The following is a 16,596-nucleotide window of genomic DNA, read 5'->3' on the forward strand; positions in this document are numbered from 1 at the left end:
GTCTGCCGCGATCCACAACAGAGGAAGCGCAGTATGTTGACTAGCCGTTTTAGCGCCCTGGTCGGGCTGATGTGCATCACCGGCCTGGCCCATGCCGAGGTGCGCGTGCAGGGACCGGTGGAATATGGCGTGTTCGAGACCAACCTCAAGAATCCCCAGCCCGGTGAGCGGGTGATCACCATGAACAGCCAGAAGATCGACGTCACCGACGTGGTGCCGGCCAGGCTCGGCAGCAAGTTCGGCATCCGTTATCGCCTCGAGGGCAAGACCGCCGACGACACCCCGCTGACGCTGCTGTACCTGACCCCGGGCATCGTCACCCCGGACGGCAAGCGCCACGACAAGTTCGAAGTGGTACAGAAGCTGGTTCCCGGTGCGCCGCAGGACGTCATGGCCTATGAATTCACCGAGCATCACGAAGCCGTGCCGGGCGAGTGGCATTTCATGGTGTTCCAGGGCGACCGGCTGCTCGCGGAGAAACGATTCACCGTTCGTTGAGGCAGGCGCTGATTGTGCTGTCGCAATGACCAGGCAATTTGATATCGCCCATTCTTCTTACGCAAAAAATCAACGGTCCGATACCTTCTAAAAAGAATGTCAGCTGCCGACCTGCGCAGCACTTTCGGAAGGAACCGTTCGATGAGTCTGAGAAGCTTGAACATAGCGCCGCGGGCTGGTTTGGGGTTCGGCTTGCTGGCGTTGTTGGTGGTGACCCTGGGCCTGTTCGCGCTGTCGCAGATGGCCAGCATGCGCGAGCAGTCCGATCAGGTGGAGAGCAACTGGCTGCCCAGTGTGATCAATGTCGGCACCATGAGTCAGGACATGCTGCGGATCCGTGCGTTGACCCTGCGCTTGCTGGTCAACCGCGATCCGGCGGCGCAGCAGCAGAACGTCGCCCGCATCGAATCGCTCAAGCAAGGCTTGGCCAAGGCGCAGAACGATTACAACGCGCTGATCGTGCTGCCCGAGGAGCGCACCCTGTTCGACCGTTACCTCGACCTGCAGAAGCAGTACCTGGACATGCAGGCGCAGGTCATGAGGCTGGCGACCGGCAATCAGGTCGAGGCGGCGCAGACGCTGGTCAACGGTGAAATGAACCAGGTGGCCGACACCCTCACCGCGACGCTCAATCAACTGATCGAGCTCAACAACCAGCATGCCCATCTGTCCACCGACAAGGCGCAGGCGGTGTATGTCAGCGCGCGGCTGTGGGTGATGGTCCTGCTCGGCGGGGCGCTGGTGCTGACGGTGATCCTCGCCCTGGTGCTGACCCGCAGCATCGTCCATCCGCTGGCGCAGTCGCTGCAGGTCGCCGAGGTGGTCGCCACCGGCGACCTGACCCCGCAGATCAGTATTCAGGGTCGCGATGAGCCGGCACGCCTGCTGGTGGCGCTGAAGAAGATGCAGCAGAGCCTGCGCGACACCATCGGGCGCATTTCCGACTCGTCGAACCAGCTGGCCTCGGCCTCGGAAGAGCTCAGCGCGGTCACCGAGGACGCCACCCGCGGCCTGCAGCAACAGACCCAGGAAATCGAGCAGGCGGCCACCGCGGTGAACCAGATGACCGCGGCGGTGGAGGAGGTGGCCAGCAATGCCGTGGCGACCTCGGAAGCGTCGCGCGAGTCCGACCGCATTGCCCGCGAGGGCCAGGCCCGGGTGCAGCAGACCGTGGTGTCCATCGAAGAGCTGGCGGCGGGGGTGAGCACCAACGTCGACGAGGTCGGGCAACTGGCCGAGCAGGTGCACGGGATTTCCAAGGTACTCGACGTGATCGGTTCGATCGCCGAGCAGACCAACCTGCTGGCGCTCAATGCGGCCATCGAGGCGGCGCGGGCCGGTGATGCCGGGCGTGGTTTCGCCGTGGTGGCGGACGAGGTGCGGGCGCTGGCCCATCGTACCCAGCAGTCGACCCGGGAAATCGAGCAGATGATCGATGGCATCCAGCAGGGCACCGACCGTGCGGTGGGTGGCATGCAGCAGACCCGCGAGCGGGCGCGCAACACCCTGGAGGGCGCGCATGCGGCGGGGGCGGCGCTGGAGGAGATCGCGGCGGCCATCAGCCGGATCAACGAGCGCAACCTGGTGATTGCCAGCGCGTCGGAGCAGCAGGCGCAGGTGGCGCGGGAGGTGGACCGCAACCTGACCAATATCCGTGACCTGGCGCTGCAGAGTTCGGCGGGGGCGAGCCAGACGGTGGAGGCGAGCCAGGCGCTGTCGCAGTTGGCGGTGGACCTGAACACCCTGGTGCGGCGTTTTTCGGTGTGATCCAGACGGCTCGGTCCCTTGTAGGAGCTGGCTTGTCGTGTGACGAACCACTGCGAAGGAGCGCGCAGCGGTCCCGGTTCCCGATCTACAGCCGGAGGGAGAGGATTAGCCTGACTGTAGATCGGGAACAGGGACCGCTCTGCGCCCCTTCGCGGGCAAGCCACGCTCCTACGAGACAGCAGTGTCTGATCCTGGAAACAAAAACGCCCCGAACCAGTCGGGGCGTTTCTTTACCAGTAAGGCCTGAGCCTTACTTGCCTTGCCAGCGCTTCAGCACCAGGGTGGCGTTGGTGCCGCCGAAGCCGAAGCTGTTGCTCATCACGGTGTCGATCTTGGCGTTCTCGCGGGTTTCGCGCAGAACCGGCAGGTCGGCGACTTCCGGATCCAGCTCGTCGATGTTGGCGGAACCGGCAATGAAGTTGCCTTCCATCATCAACAGGCAGTAGATCGCCTCGTGCACGCCAGCGGCGCCCAGGGAGTGGCCGGACAGGCTCTTGGTCGAGCTGATGGCCGGGGCCTTGTCGCCGAACACTTCACGCACGCCCTTCATTTCCGCGACGTCGCCGACCGGAGTCGAGGTGCCGTGGGTGTTCAGGTAGTCGATCGGAGTGTCGACGGTGGACAGCGCCTGCTGCATGCAGCGGATCGCGCCTTCACCGCTCGGGGCGACCATGTCGTAGCCGTCGGACGTGGCGCCGTAGCCGACGATTTCCGCGTAGATCTTGGCGCCACGGGCCAGGGCGTGTTCCAGCTCCTCGACCACCACCATGCCGCCACCGCCGGCGATGACGAAGCCGTCACGGTCGGCGTCGTAGGCGCGGGAGGCTTGTTCCGGGGTGTCGTTGCGCTTGCTGGACAGGGCGCCCATGGCATCGAACAGGAACGACTGGCTCCAGTGCTCTTCTTCACCGCCACCGGCGAAGACCACGTCCTGCTTGCCCATCTGGATCTGTTCCATCGCGGTGCCGATGCAGTGCGCGGAAGTGGCGCAGGCCGAGGCGATGGAGTAGTTCAGGCCCTTGATCTTGAACGGCGTGGCCAGGCATGCGGAGACTGTGCTGCTCATGGTGCGGGTCACGCGGTACGGACCGACGCGCTTGACGCCTTTCTCGCGCAGGATGTCCAGCGCTTCCATCTGGTTCAGGGTCGAGGCGCCGCCGGAGCCGGCGATCAGGCCGGTACGCGGGTTGGAAACCTGCTCTTCGCTCAGGCCGGAGTCCTTGATCGCGTCCTGCATCGCCAGGTAGGCGTAGGCCGCGGCGTGGCCGACGAAGCGGTAGACCTTGCGGTCGATCAGTTCTTCGAGGTTGAGGTCGATGGAGCCGGAAACCTGGCTGCGCAGCCCCATTTCCTTGTATTCCGGGTTGAAACGGATGCCCGGACGGCTTTTACGCAGGTTTTCGGAGACGGTCTCTTTGTCATTGCCCAGGCAGGAAACGATGCCCAGACCGGTGATTACGACGCGGCGCATGCGAATAACCCTTAGAAATTGTCAGTGGAGGTGAAGACACCGACGCGAAGACCTTCGGCGGTGTAGATCTCGCGACCGTCGACGCTGACCGAACCATCGGCGATGGCCATGTTCAGCTTGCCCTTCAGGACGCGCTTGATTTGAATGTTGTAGGTGACCTTCTTCGCTTCCGGCAGTACCTGGCCGAAGAACTTCACTTCGCCCGAGCCCAGGGCGCGGCCGCGGCCCGGCAGACCCTGCCAGCCGAGGAAGAAGCCGACCAGCTGCCACATGGCGTCGAGGCCCAGGCAGCCCGGCATCACCGGATCGCCTTCGAAGTGGCAGGCGAAGAACCACAGGTCCGGATTGATATCCAGCTCGGCGACCAACTCACCTTTGCCGTACTTGCCACCCTCGGCACTGATGTGGGTGATGCGATCCACCATCAGCATGTTGGGGGCGGGCAGTTGCGCGTTACCTGGGCCGAACAGCTCACCGCGACTGCAGCGCAGCAGGTCTTCCCGAGTAAAGGCGTTTTGTTTGGTCATGCGAGCTCCTCAATAATCCTCGTGCGGCAGGGGCAGTTCTTCCCGACCGTCCCAGAACCCTTGGTCTGAGGCGGCAGCCTACTCATAGACTATTGCGTTGTAGTGAAAGTCACAGCACAGCGGACGAAGATGTACACTTGTGCACTGAAATTTTTCCGACAGACCTTTCTTAGGTCAGTTCCGGCCTCTAAGACTGCCGCAATTTAGCATTATTCGCCAGTCGCGACTGCCTGACCGGGCACCCAACGCTGCAGAATTTGCTGCAAATCAGTCCGTTTGAAGGGCTTTGCCAGGTAATCGTTCATTCCGCTGGCCAGACAGCGCTCGCGGTCGCCCTGCAAGGCGTTGGCGGTCAGGGCGACGATCGGCAGATCGCGGCACTGGGGCATCTGCCGGATGCGCCGGGTGGCCTCGTAGCCATCGACGATCGGCAGGCGGCAATCCATCAGCACCGCGGCGAAGCGCTGCCGGGCCACCAGGCTGATGGCCTGGGCGCCGTCGGCGGCGACACAGACCTCGAAACCCAGGCTGCGCAGCATGGCCTGGATCACCGCCTGGTTGACCGGATTGTCCTCCACCAGCAGGATCGCCTGGCCGCTGGCATCGCCGTCGGCCTGGCCGTTGTCCGGCAGTGCTTGCGCCAGGGCGGGCAGGCGCAGGGTCAGGGGCATTTCCAGGGTGAAGGTCGAGCCCTCGCCCTCGCGGCTTTCCGCGCGCAGGCTGCCACCCATGCGTTCGGCCAGGTTGCGCGCGATCGACAGGCCCAGGCCGGTACCGCCATAACGCCGGGAAATCGAGCTGTCGGCCTGCTGGAAGGCGACGAACATGGTTTCCAGGCGGGCATTGTCGATGCCGATGCCGGTGTCGCGTACCGCGCAGGTGAACCAGATCAGCTGGCGATCCAGAACCTGCCAGCGCGGCAGCACCTGGACGCTGCCGTGCTCGGTGAATTTCAGCGCATTGCCGATCAGGTTGACCAGCACCTGGCGGATCCGCGTCGGATCGCCGCACACCTGCAACTGCTCCAGGCCCTCGGGCATTTCCAGCTGCAGCGCCAGTTGGCGTTGCTGAGCGGTGTGGAGGAACGATTGCACGCAGTTGCCGATCAGTTCGGCGAGGTTGAAATCGATCTGCTCCAGCTGCAGCGCGGTGCGCTCGATGCGCGAGAAGTCGAGAATGTCGTTGATGACCTTGAGCAGGTGCCCGGTGGACTCGCTGGCCACCGTGCTGTACTCGGCCTGTTCGTCGCTCAGTTCGGTGGTCTGCAGCAGTTGCAGCATGCCCAGCACGCCGTTCATCGGGGTGCGCAGCTCGTGGCTCATCATCGCCAGGAAGTCCGACTTGGCCTTGTTCGCCTGTTCGGCCTCCTCGCGGGCCTGGATCATCTGCGCCATGGCCTGCTGCTGTTCGCGCGAGGCCTGGGCCAGGGCGCTGGCGAGGTTGTTGATGTGCCGCGCCAGGTGCCCCAGCTCGCTGTCGTCGACTTCCGGCAGCGGCGTGTCGAAATCGCCTTTCTGGATCGCCTTGACCGCATGCCCCATGTCGCTGATCGGGGTCGACAGGCTGCGCGCCAGGCGCCGGGCGAGGAGGAAGGTGAACAGCAGGGCGAACAGGGCGAGGATCGCCGCCTTGATCACGATTTCCTGCTGGCGCTGGCTGAAGGCGTCGTTGGACATGCCGACGATGACCCGTCCCAGGTAGTCGTCGGCGGCAATGTTCGACGGCTGCTCGGGGTTGTGCAGGAAATCGCCGTCGAGGCTGATGCGCTGCAGGCGGATCGGCGCCTGGAACACTTCCACCTGCTGCGCCCGGTTGACGTGCTCGTCGGGCTGCTCGACGTAGACCAGGATGTGGTTGGCGTTGTCCTGCACTTCCAGGAAGCGTACGTGGGGGATGGTCAGGGTGGCGCGCATCAGGCCTTCCAGCACTTCGTCGTTGCCGGAGATCACCCCGTATTCCGAGGCAGGCGCCAGCTGGTTGGCGATCAGCTGACCGGTGTGGTTGAGCTCCTGGCGCAGGTCCTGGATGCGCACGAAGGTGAAGAAGCTGATCAGCAGCAGGGTCAGGACCAGGGCCGGGCCCAGGCTGATCATCTGGGTACGGGTACTGATGTCCCAGGCTTTCATCGAATGGGTTCTCCTGCTGACACGGCCTGGCCGGCGGCACGCGGGTCGATCGGCTCGATGCCCAGGGCACGGGCGACCTGCTGGTTGCCGGAAACGCTGAAGTGTTCGGGGTAGTGCGTGCGCGGCCATTGCTCCGCGGGCTGGTCGAGCAGGCGGTCGAGCACTGCCAGCCAGTCGTTCTGGTCGCTCAGGGTGCTGGCCAGGGCGCCGGCGCGGACGAAGCCGACATTCGGGCCGATCAGCGCCATCTGCCGGGCATAGGCGCTGAGCAGCAGGTTTTTCGCGGTCTTGGGGTTGTACAGCAGCGGATCGTCGAGGCCCAGGAGCACGTCGGTGTCCTTGAGCAGGGTCTGCAACGGCCGGTTGTCGCGCAGGTCGGGCCAGGGCTCGGCGTCGATCTCCAGGCCCAGCGGGCGCGCCGCCTGGCGCAGTTCATCGAGGAGGAAGCGGCTCTGTTCGCCATACAGCACGCCGACCCGCCGGGCCTGCGGCAGCAGGTACTGGATCAGGCGCAACTGCCTGGCCAGCGGCGGGTCGCTCCACAGCAGGCTGAGGTAGGGCGGACGCAGCTCGCCCAGGCGTTGCTGGGCCTGGACCCGGCTGATGCGCAGGACCAGGGCCGGCGGCCCGGCCGGCTCGCGCAGGCGCCAGTCGAGAGCCTGGGGGTCGAGCAGGATCAGCCGGGTAGTGGCCGGCAGCTGGCTAGGGGGCGGCAGTTGCGCCAGCGGCAGGAAGCGCACCTTGTCCTTCGGCCGGCGCTCGCTCAGGGCCTGGACGAAGTCGCGCACGCCGCTGCTGTCCTGGGCGCCGGTGAGGAGAATTTCCCCGCCGGCGAAGGACACCAGGGGCCACAGCAGGACCAGCAGCAGGCAGCGCCGCCACAGGCGCATCAGAATTCCAGCTCCGCGCTGAGGTACAGCAGGTGGCGGCTGTCGTAGCGGTTGTCGATGTTGCTGGTGGGTTCGTCGTCGAGACGCTGCTGCAGGGTGCCGGCCAGTTCCAGGCTGCCGCCGGGCAGGGTGAAGCGCTTGGCCAGGCGCAGGTCGATGCGCTCGAAGCGGTACTGGTTCAGGGCATCGTCTCCGTAATAGAAGAGGGCGCTGGACCAGCCTCGTCCCCAGTCGCGCATCCAGCCGGCGGAACCGCTGTTGCGCGCGCTGAGGCGCTGGTCGTCGGGGTTGCTGGCCGCGGCGTCGACGTAAGCGTAGGTCAGGCGCAGGCGGTCGGCGGGACTCAGGCGCCAGTCCAACTGCGCCTCGCTGCCGCTGAAGCGGGCATTGTTGCTGTTGCTGGCAATGTACTGGTTGTTGCGCAGTGGCTCGCTGATCATCCCGGTGATTTCGTCGTAGAACAGCTTGACGTCGACACTCAGGTCGAGATCGGCGAAGTAGCCGTTGTAGCCCAGCTCCCGCGAGCGCATCCGTTCCTGGTCGAGATTGCCCGGGCCGCGGGTCTTGACGAAGTACTCGGCGGTGCGCTGGCCGAACGCCGGTGGCGTCAGGTTGCTGACCCGATAGCTCCAGTTGACGTTGTTCTCGAACATGTCCGGCGAGCGCACTGCCTCGGAGTACACCGCACGCAGGCCGTGGCGCGGGGTGATCAGGTAGTTGAGCGCCAGGCGCGGGGTCAGCGAGTCGCCGGCCAGTTGCGAGTTCTCGTACATGGCGCCGCCCTGGACGATCCAGTGCTCGTCGACCCGCCATTCGAGCTGGCCGAACAGGCGCCAGGTCTGGTCGTCGAGGCTGCCGTTGAAGTAGGTCTCGGAGTCGGCGCGGTCGTAGCGGTAGTTGATCCCGCTGAGCAGGCGCAGGTTGTCGGCCAGGCTCAGGGTGTCCTGGATCTCCAGGTCGTAGCGGGTTTCCCGGGTGCTCTGGTCGACGTCGCCGCAGACCACGTTCCTGCCGCCGTTGTTCCACTGTTGGCCGACCTGGGTGGCCAGGGCCTGCAGCACCGGGTCGGCATTGGGCGGCGGGCGGTTGGCGTTGCGCGCCACCTGTTCGGCGTAGTCCGGGTTCAGTTGCCAGAGCCGGGTCAGTTCGGGGCTGAAGGCCAACTGGGCGTCGCAGGCACGCCAGACCTGCTGGCGATCCCAGTGCTGCGCCGAACCCTGGATGTACAGGCTGTGGCTCGGGTCGAAATCGATGTTCCAGCGCACCGAGCCGGCGTAGTCCTTGGCCTTGACGTCGGCATTGTCGCCACGCTCGGTGACGTAGGGGAACACAGGCTGGTAGGTATAGGGCCGCTGGTTGGCGCCTTCCTTGGCCGACAGTTGCCAGTCGATGCTCTGGCTCGGGTCGAGGGTGTGGCTGGCGCTGATGTTGAAGCGGGTCAGGCGGCGGCTGTCACGGTAGTCGTTGCCGAAGCGGTTCTCGTCGAAGCCGTCGTCCTGCATGCCCGACAGCGACAGGCGCAGGTCGCCGCCGTCCCAGCCCATGCCCTGGCTGGCGTAGAAATCGTCGATGCCGCGCTGGCCGCGGGTCACCTTGAGCCGTGTGCCATGGCTGTCGGCCGGGCTGCGGGTGAGGATGTTGACCACTGCCATCAGCGCGTTGGCGCCGTAGCTGACGGTATTCGGCCCGCGGAACACCTCGATGCGCTCGATGTCTTCCATGGCCAGGGGAATGTCGCTCCAGTCCACCGTGGCCAGGCCGGCCCGGTAGACCGAGCGGCCGTCGATCAGCACCTGCATGCGCCGGGCGTCGTTGACGTTGCTGCCGTGGTAGTTGACCGTTGGCTGGTTGCCCGCGCCGTAGCCGATCATCATCCCCGGCACCAGGCGCAGCAGTTCGGGAATGTCGCGGGCACCGCTGGCCTTGATCAGCTCGGCGTCGAGCACGGTCATGCTGCCGGGCACCGCGGCCGGGGACTGTTTCAGGCGGGTGGCGGTCAATACCTCGGGCAGGGCCTGGCTGTCGACGAACAGGTCGTCGGCCATGGCGGGGGCGCCGAGCAGGGCGGCAAGCAGCAAGTAGGGAGACGCGGGGCGCGGGCCTGGGTGCACGGGGCGGCCTTGATCGATGGGACAAGCGGGCAATGTTAACTGACCAGCCGGCATTTTCCAGTGATCTGGCGCTGGTCGCGGGGCTCCGTATAATGCCGGCTTCGCCACTTATTTATGGTTTTAATGGATTGGATATGACTGAACAGCAACCTGTTGCGGTTCTCGGAGGCGGCAGTTTCGGTACCGCCGTGGCGAATCTGCTGGCCGAAAACGGTGTCGGGGTACGCCAATGGATGCGCGACCCCGAGCAGGCCGAGGCCATGCGCACGACCCGGGAGAACCCGCGTTATCTCAAGGGCATCAAGGTCCATCCAGGCGTCGATCCGGTCAGCGACCTGCTGCCCGTGCTGCAGGGCAGCACGCTGATCTTCGTCGCCTTGCCGTCCAGTGCCCTGCGCAGCGTCCTGGCCCCCCATGCCGATCTGCTCGAAGGCAAGATGCTGGTCAGCCTGACCAAGGGCATCGAGGCGCAGACCTTCAAGCTGATGAGCCAGATTCTCGAAGACATCGCGCCCAAGGCGCGCATCGGCGTGCTCTCCGGGCCGAACCTGGCGCGGGAAATCGCCGAGCACGCGCTGACCGCCACGGTGGTCGCCAGCGAAGACGAACAACTCTGCCAGCGCGTCCAGGCCGTGCTGCACGGGCGTACCTTCCGCGTCTACGCCAGCGCCGACCGCTTCGGTGTCGAGCTGGGCGGCGCGCTGAAGAACGTCTACGCCATCATCGCCGGCATGGCGGTGGCCCTGGGCATGGGCGAGAACACCAAGAGCATGCTGATCACCCGCGCCCTCGCGGAAATGACCCGTTTCGCCGTGAGCCAGGGCGCCAACCCGATGACCTTCCTCGGCCTGGCCGGGGTCGGCGACCTGATCGTCACCTGTTCCTCGCCCAAGAGCCGCAACTACCAGGTCGGCTACGCGCTCGGCCAGGGCCTGAGCCTGGACGAGGCGGTCAATCGCCTCGGCGAGGTGGCCGAAGGGGTCAACACTCTCAAGGTGCTCAAGGCCAAGGCCCAGCAGGTGCAGGTGTACATGCCGCTGGTGGCCGGGTTGCACGCGATCCTGTTCGAGGGCCGCACGCTCAACCAGGTCATCGAGCTGCTGATGCGCGGCGAGCCGAAGACCGACGTCGATTTCATTTCCACCAGTGGTTTCAATTGAGCGAAACAGGAGCACATAGATGAGCGAATCCCCCAACCAGATGCAGCGTGAGTCGATCGTCCTGCGGGTTCTCTGGATGCTGTTGTTCCTGCTGGTGTGGCAGGTCGCGGTGACCCTGCTCGGCGCGCTGGTGCTGGTGCAGCTGGTCTACCGCCTGGTCTACGGCGCACCCAACGCCAGCCTGATGAATTTCGGCGACAGCCTCAGCCAGTTCCTCGCCCAGATCGGTCGCTTCGGCAGCTTCCACACCGAGCAGAAACCCTGGCCGTTCGCCGACTGGCCGACGCCGCGCCCGGCCGACGGCGAAGCGCCGCACAGCGTGCCGCCCGCCGCACACCCGGTGCGTGACGAGGAGCCGAAGCTGTGAAGGTCTGGGTGCTGCGTCACGGCGAGGCCGAACCCCAGGCGCGCAGTGACGATCAGCGCAACCTCACTGCGCACGGGCGCAAGCAGGTCCTGCGCAGTGCCGCGCATCTGCTCGGCCAGCCGCTGGATGCGATCGTCGCCAGTCCCTATGTGCGCGCGCAGCAGACCGCGGCGCTGGTCCACGATGCCCTGGGCTTCGGCGAACCGTTGACGACGGTGTCCTGGCTGACCCCGGACAGCGATCCGGCGCGGGTCATCGCCGAACTCGACGCGCTGAACCTGGACAACGTCCTGCTGGTCAGCCACCAGCCGCTGGTGAGCTGCTTGCTCGGCCTGCTGGTCCACGGCAGCCGCCAGGCCGGCGAGCCGATGAGCACCGCCAGCCTGGCCGAGCTGCAGGGCGATGCGGCGCTGGCCGGTCTGATGACCCTCGAAGCGCTGCACCACGCCTGACGCGCCGGCGTTTCACTGGTAGCTGACGGTGAAGCTCAGCGCGCCCCTGGCCGTGCCCGGCCTGACCTGCGGCGCGCTGCCGGTCTGGTAGTAGCGGGCACTGAACGGCAGGACCGTCGTGCCGGACGGCGCGATCACTTGCAGCGGCACATCCCGGCCCAGCGGGACCGGGGTGATGCCGTCGGCCATGAGCATCTGGATGCCGAGGCCGGCGGCGGACGAGTCGCTGCTCAGGCTGAAGATGCCGCGCTCGGCATCCACCGCTGTCGAACCGCGTACCCCATCGAGACGGATGTGCGCGGTCGCCACGTTGTTCTCCGGATTGTCCTGGCAGTCGCTCAGGGTGATGTGGAACGGCACCGCGCTGGTGGTGACGTCGGGGGCGGTGAAGTGGTTGCGCTCCCAGGTGCCCAGTTGCACCGGGTCGGCGCTCACCGGATTGCTCGGCAGGCTGCACTGCGACTGGACGATCTGCCCTTCGAGGTGCCAGTCGAACACTCGCCCGACCATACTCGCGGTGCCCACCAGCAGCGGGCGGTTGTCGAAGTGATGGATGCCGGGGGGGATCGGTCCGGTCTTGATCAGGCTGAGGACCAGGTTCAGCCGGCCGAAGACGATGATGCCCACGCTCTGGTGCTCGAGTAGGCCCCTGAAGGGGACGATCGGCTCGCCCACGGTCCTGAATTCGTTGACCGCCTTTCCGGTGAAGGGAAACCCCACGCGCAGGTGGACGCCGACGCCGGGGATCGAGGTCTTGATGACCTTGCCGGTGAGGTCCTCGCCGTTGAGCGGGGGCAGTTCGCCTTCGAACAGCGGCGCACTGTTGAGCATGTCGAAGAAGTAATTGTCCAGGCTGCTGCTTTTGTAGCAGAACAGGTTCGGCGTTGCCTGGCCCAGGCCTTCGCCACGCACCTCCTGGGTGATGATCGCGGTGCCGATGGGGGCATCGCGCGGCACGTAGCGGCTACCGAGCTTGCTGGAATAGGTTGACGGGCCAGGCGGCCGGTAGTCGGCCCAGTGGCAACCCTGGCTGTCGTCCCTGGTATTCGCCTCGGCCTGGACCGTGGCGCACAAGCACAGGCCGGTGCAGACCAGCAGATGGCGTATCGATAGGCGCATGTTGCTCCTCCTCCGACGCCGCGCTGAGTTCGCGGCGCTGGCTGTTTTAGACGGGTTCATTGACAGGTCAGCGACTGCAGCCGGTAGCCCTGGATCGACGCCATGCTGCGGGTGTCGATCGGCAGGCGGCACTGGCTGATGTCGCGGGCGCCCCAGCGGACGGTCAGGGCCTCGCTGCCGACCTCGGTGCTGAGCATGACCTGGCCGGCCTGGGCGACGACGCCGAGGATGTCGCCGCGCTCGTTGCTGACCTGGGCCCCGAACGGCAGCGGCTGCCGGTCGGCGCTGTGCAGGGTGAGGACCAGGCGCTCCACGCTGCGCGCCTCGAAGCTGGCCTTGACCACCGCACCGCGACGCGGCACCACGCGGGTGGCGCCGTTGGCGATCTCCACTTCCGGGCCCAGGTGATCGGTGTCCAGCACCACCTGGTTGCTGCGGTACGGGCGCAGGTAGGGCAGCAGGGCGTAACCGCGGCCATCGGTGCGGACATTGCCGCTGTTGAGGAGGCCGACATCCTTGACCCCCGGCACTTCCACCAGGGCCACGGTCTCGCCCAGGTATGGCCCCGGGGTGATGCCGCCGGCGTGCAGCAGCAGCGCGCCGTTGGCGTTGAGCGACAGCGCGCGATAGTCGTTGCCCTGGCTGTAGCCGGCACCGAGGCTGGCGTGGGCGGTCTGGTAGCCGACGGCGAGGGCGGCGGAACGGTTGCGGTTGTGCTCGTCGCCGAGCGACACCCGGTAGTTCAGGTTGTCATCGTTCAGCCGGCCATTGAGGCTGGCCCGGCGACTGGCGCGGCCGCCGCTGCTGAACACGTCGAAGGTGGCGCTGGCCGGACGGCGGCCGAAGTCCAGCGGCAGGGTCACGCTCAGGCCCACCTGGCGGTCGCCGGCCGCGCGCTGCTCGCGCAGCGACTGGGTGGCGAACAGGTTGTAGCTGACCCCGCGGTGCTGGGTATTGAAGTTGAACTGGAACTGCCGCTGCTGGTAGCTGCTGCGCCAGTAGTCCTGCTGCGACAGGCTCAGGTTCAGCGCACTGCTGCCACCGATGTTCTGGTAGACCACCGCTTCCAGGCGACTGCGCCGGCTGCCGCGAAAACCGCTGTGCTGGCTGCGCTGGCGCAAGGCTTCGTCGAAGTCGCGGTAGCCCTCGGTGGAATAGCGATAGCCGGCGAAACGCAGATTGGTGCGGCTGGCGAACGACTTGCCGTACTTCAGGGCGTAGCTCACACCGCTGACGCGACCGCTCGCCTGGCGGTCGAGGTCGGCGCTGGAATGGGTCAGGTCCGCGGCCAGCGCGCCCCAGCCGCCCAGGTCGCGGGCCACGCCGAGGTTGCCGGCGCGGTAGAAGGCGCTGGCCATCAGGCCGCCGTACAGCGTCGAGTCGAACACCCCACCCATGGCCAGGGTGCCCTGCCAGAGCAGCGGATCGTCCAGTTGCCCGGCGCTGTTGTAGCGACCGAGCGCGGCACTGTAGCGCCAGACGCCGTCGCGCAGCAGGTTGCCCAGGGTGGAATAGGGCTGGGTGAAACGGCGCACCTGGCCGTCGGCTTCGGTGACGATGATTTCCAGTTCGCCGCTGCCGGCGCTGCTGCTCAGGTCATCGATCTGGTACGGGCCGGGACTGACGTAGGTGCTGTAGATCGGGTAGCCGTTCTGGCGGATTTCCAGTTTCGCCCGGCTGTAGGCCACGCCCCGCACGCTGGGGGCGTAGCTCTGCTGCTGGTCGGAGAGCATGCCCAGGTCCGAGGCGATCAGCAGGCCGCTGATCGGCACGCTGCGGAACATGTCGCCCTGGGTGAAGGTTTCGCCCAGGGTCAGGTTGGCGAAGGTGCCAGGCAGGTCGCGCTGCACATAGGTGAAGGCCCGGGTCCATTCGCGCACGCCCTGGTCGTTGCGCCGCAGTGCCTGGTTGCTGCGCAGGCGCCACGGCCCGAGGTTGACCCCGGCATCGAGGTTGACGTCCTGGTCGCTGGAGCTGCCACCGAAGCGGTTGTGCCCCTGGTAGGCCGAGATCTGGTAGTTGAGGAAGGCGGCATCGATGCCGTCGCTCCAGTCCTGCGGGCGGGTGGCCAGGCTGGCATCGCGGCGCAGGGCGATCTGCGGGATGGACAGCAGCAGCTGCAGCTTGCTGGCGTCGAATTCGACCTGGGCGCCGGGAATCGCCGCCGGCAGGTCGACACAGTCCGCAAGCAGGTCGGCAGGGTGGGCCAGACTGTCGCCGCGCAGGCCGAGGCTTGCCACCAGTGCCGCTGGCAGGCATGGCTGCAGATCGGCGCCCGCGGGGTCGGCGCTGAACGCCAGGCGATGCTGGCCGAGGCTGTCGAGATTGACCAGCACCTCCACCGGATAGTGCCCGGGGACCAGCGCGGTGCTCATGGCCAGGCTGTCCAGGGCCAGGCTGCCGGCCTCCGGGTCGTGCTGGCCGGCCTGGTGCATGAAGCTCGACTCGAAACCGACGAAGCCGGCGGCCGGTGCCACGGCGCCGAGGCACAGGGCGAGGCCGCCGCCGGTGGCCAGCAGGCGGGCGGACGGATGGCGCGCGGGCAGGCGCCATCGCCATGGAGAGACAGTCATGGGCGGGTTCCTGAAGACGGTCGGGGGAAAGGGCTCAGCGCGTCGGCTGCAGCGGCATGCTGAGCGGGTCGCTGTAGCCGCCGTAGTCGTTGATGGCGGTGAAGGTCACCAGGGCATCGTTGCCGATGTCCGCGGATTCGAGGGCGAAGCGCTGGCGCGCCAGCGGTAGCGCCATCGGCGCGCCGGCGGGCTGGCTGAGGCGCTCGCCGCTGCGCAGTTCGAGGCGACTGAAGGAGAAATGGAAGGGCGTCGGGTTATCCACCACCAGGTACGCCTTGCCCTCGGCGCGTTCGAGCGACCAGCGCAGTTCGCCGAGGCGGCCCATGGGGTCGTGACCCAGCTGGCTGGGCCGGTAGAACAGCTTGATGCGTGTGCGCAGGGCGATGTTCAGGACATTGCGTTGCTCGCCGCGCGATTGCGGGATCTCCTGGACGTTGAAGAAGAACAGCGACTCGCGATCGTTGGGCAGGTCGCCGGGCAGCGCGCTGATCTGCACCAGCTGTTCCTTGCCGGGATCGATGCGGAACAGCGGCGGCGAGGCGATCAGCGGGACCGCGCTGGTGGTGTCGTCGGCATCGGTATTGACCCAGGTCTGCACGGCGAAGGTGCTGTCGCTGGGGTTGTTGACCAGCACGGACACGCTGCGCTTGTCGCTGTCGAACACCACCCGGGTGCTGGCCAGGCTCAGCGCCGCCTGGCTGGCGGGCAGCCAGGTGATCAGCAACAGCAGGACAGCCGCGTGCGACCGGCGCGAAGGACGGGGAAGGGTGAACATGGAGAGCTACCTGTAACGTTGGGCGGGACAGACCCCCGGGCGTTGTCGCGCCCGGGGGCGGCAGGGTCAGTTGACGCTGACGATGAAGGCGACGTCGGCGTCGGCGGAGCCGGCGGTGACCGCGGCGGTGGACTGGTACACCGCGGTGAAGAACAGGTCGCTGGCCCCGGTGGCGTTCAGCGGGTACTGGGCAGAGTCTTCACCGTTCCTCACCTGGGTACCGGTGCGGTCCCTGATGGCCACGGCCACGCCCCTGGCGGTACCGGCGCCGGGCTTGATGCCGAACAGCGACTGGTCGGCGCCGGCGCCGCCCTGGATGCCGCCGAACTTCACCGTGGCGTAGTTGGGATCGTCCGCGCTGAGCCCGCATTCGCCCTTGACCCGCAGGGCGAAGCTGCGGCCGCCGGCTTCGCTGCCGATGGCGGGGAAGTCGCTGACCAGCGGCGCGCCCATCTGCACCAGGTTGCCGACGGCGCCGCTGTCCGGATTGACCACCTCCACCGAGCAGGTGCTGCCGTTGATCTGGCCGCTGAAGTTGATGGTGCCGGTGGTGGCGAAGGCCGAGGTACCGACGAGGAGAAGGGGTAAAGCGATTAAGAACGTTTTCATGATCGAACCAGAATGTTGGCGCAGTGAATGGCAATTCCTGCGCGGGTTTCAGGGTAGGGGTGTCACGGTTTGTAGGACTGCTCCGGTATTGGTCGAGGCGTTGACCTACAGGGCGGGGAGTCTATTTGCGGGCTTTGGCGGGGTATGTAGG

At 66.5% G+C, this 16,596-nt stretch carries 14 protein-coding genes and 1 pseudogene; 6 read left to right on the forward strand and 9 right to left on the reverse strand.

Features of this window, described 5'->3' with window-relative positions; genetic code table 11:
• Positions 1–33 precede the first annotated feature (33 nt).
• The 3 genes and pseudogenes from RTI28_RS02030 to RTI28_RS30210 all read left to right on the forward strand — a co-directional run bounded on the left by RTI28_RS02030 (position 34) and on the right by RTI28_RS30210 (position 2,265).
• Positions 34–498 carry a DUF3859 domain-containing protein gene (locus RTI28_RS02030; protein ID WP_316918889.1) on the forward strand — a complete coding sequence of 155 codons (465 nt, stop codon included), beginning with the start codon at positions 34–36 and terminating at the stop codon, positions 496–498.
• A 141-nt stretch (positions 499–639) separates the two neighbouring features.
• Positions 640–1,410, forward strand: a pseudogene (locus RTI28_RS30205) (MCP four helix bundle domain-containing protein); the annotation flags it as partial.
• The gene (locus RTI28_RS30210; RefSeq protein WP_410478944.1) at positions 1,402–2,265 is read left to right on the forward strand and encodes a methyl-accepting chemotaxis protein; all 864 of its coding nucleotides are present in this window, start codon (positions 1,402–1,404) and stop codon (positions 2,263–2,265) included. The pseudogene RTI28_RS30205 and the gene RTI28_RS30210, both read left to right, overlap by 9 nt.
• Positions 2,266–2,515: 250 nt before the next feature.
• Here the strand turns inward: RTI28_RS30210 and fabB are convergent, their stop codons facing one another.
• From fabB to RTI28_RS02060, 5 genes are all read right to left on the reverse strand, one after another.
• Entirely contained in the window at positions 2,516–3,736 is a 1,221-nt protein-coding gene (gene fabB, locus RTI28_RS02040; protein ID WP_042123396.1) for a beta-ketoacyl-ACP synthase I, read from the reverse strand.
• A gap of 11 nt (positions 3,737–3,747) precedes the next feature.
• Complete coding sequence (fabA, locus tag RTI28_RS02045; protein ID WP_042123398.1) at positions 3,748–4,263, reverse strand: 3-hydroxyacyl-[acyl-carrier-protein] dehydratase FabA; 516 nt, start codon at positions 4,261–4,263, stop codon at positions 3,748–3,750.
• A 209-nt stretch (positions 4,264–4,472) separates the two neighbouring features.
• The gene (locus tag RTI28_RS02050) at positions 4,473–6,389 is read right to left on the reverse strand and encodes a response regulator (protein ID WP_316918891.1); all 1,917 of its coding nucleotides are present in this window, start codon (positions 6,387–6,389) and stop codon (positions 4,473–4,475) included.
• Positions 6,386–7,279, reverse strand: a complete 894-nt coding sequence (locus RTI28_RS02055) for an ABC transporter substrate-binding protein (protein ID WP_316918892.1) — start codon at positions 7,277–7,279, stop codon at positions 6,386–6,388. The genes RTI28_RS02050 and RTI28_RS02055 overlap by 4 nt, the downstream gene beginning before the upstream one ends.
• On the reverse strand, positions 7,279–9,324 hold the full coding sequence (locus RTI28_RS02060; protein ID WP_316919110.1) for a TonB-dependent receptor plug domain-containing protein: 2,046 nt from the start codon (positions 9,322–9,324) through the stop codon (positions 7,279–7,281). The genes RTI28_RS02055 and RTI28_RS02060 overlap by 1 nt, the downstream gene beginning before the upstream one ends.
• Before the next feature lie 200 nt (positions 9,325–9,524).
• Here RTI28_RS02060 and RTI28_RS02065 point away from each other — a divergent pair, with 200 nt between their 5' ends.
• From RTI28_RS02065 to sixA, 3 genes are read left to right on the forward strand one after another with little or no spacing between them, the layout of a single operon-like run.
• Positions 9,525–10,550 (forward strand): NAD(P)H-dependent glycerol-3-phosphate dehydrogenase, encoded by a 1,026-nt coding sequence (locus RTI28_RS02065; RefSeq protein ID WP_316918893.1) that lies wholly within the window; start codon positions 9,525–9,527, stop codon positions 10,548–10,550.
• A 19-nt stretch (positions 10,551–10,569) separates the two neighbouring features.
• On the forward strand, positions 10,570–10,917 hold the full coding sequence (locus RTI28_RS02070) for a DUF4389 domain-containing protein (protein WP_316918894.1): 348 nt from the start codon (positions 10,570–10,572) through the stop codon (positions 10,915–10,917).
• The gene (sixA, locus tag RTI28_RS02075; RefSeq protein ID WP_316918895.1) at positions 10,914–11,369 is read left to right on the forward strand and encodes a phosphohistidine phosphatase SixA; all 456 of its coding nucleotides are present in this window, start codon (positions 10,914–10,916) and stop codon (positions 11,367–11,369) included. Before RTI28_RS02070 ends, sixA begins: the two co-directional genes overlap by 4 nt.
• A gap of 12 nt (positions 11,370–11,381) precedes the next feature.
• On the opposite strand, the gene RTI28_RS02080 is transcribed toward sixA, so the two are convergent.
• The 4 genes from RTI28_RS02080 to RTI28_RS02095 form a co-directional block, all read right to left on the reverse strand.
• Positions 11,382–12,488 (reverse strand): fimbrial protein, encoded by a 1,107-nt coding sequence (locus tag RTI28_RS02080; protein ID WP_316918896.1) that lies wholly within the window; start codon positions 12,486–12,488, stop codon positions 11,382–11,384.
• 56 nt (positions 12,489–12,544) lie between these two features.
• Positions 12,545–15,061, reverse strand: coding sequence for a fimbria/pilus outer membrane usher protein (locus tag RTI28_RS02085; RefSeq protein ID WP_316918897.1), 2,517 nt, complete (start codon positions 15,059–15,061; stop codon positions 12,545–12,547).
• A gap of 34 nt (positions 15,062–15,095) precedes the next feature.
• Positions 15,096–15,836 carry a molecular chaperone gene (locus RTI28_RS02090; RefSeq protein WP_316918898.1) on the reverse strand — a complete coding sequence of 247 codons (741 nt, stop codon included), beginning with the start codon at positions 15,834–15,836 and terminating at the stop codon, positions 15,096–15,098.
• A 66-nt stretch (positions 15,837–15,902) separates the two neighbouring features.
• Positions 15,903–16,445 (reverse strand): fimbrial protein, encoded by a 543-nt coding sequence (locus RTI28_RS02095; RefSeq protein ID WP_316918899.1) that lies wholly within the window; start codon positions 16,443–16,445, stop codon positions 15,903–15,905.
• Positions 16,446–16,596: the final 151 nt, after the last annotated feature.

Source organism: Pseudomonas sp. zfem002 (assembly GCF_032621685.1).
In the GTDB taxonomy this organism is placed as follows: Bacteria; Pseudomonadota; Gammaproteobacteria; order Pseudomonadales; family Pseudomonadaceae; genus Aquipseudomonas; species Aquipseudomonas japonica.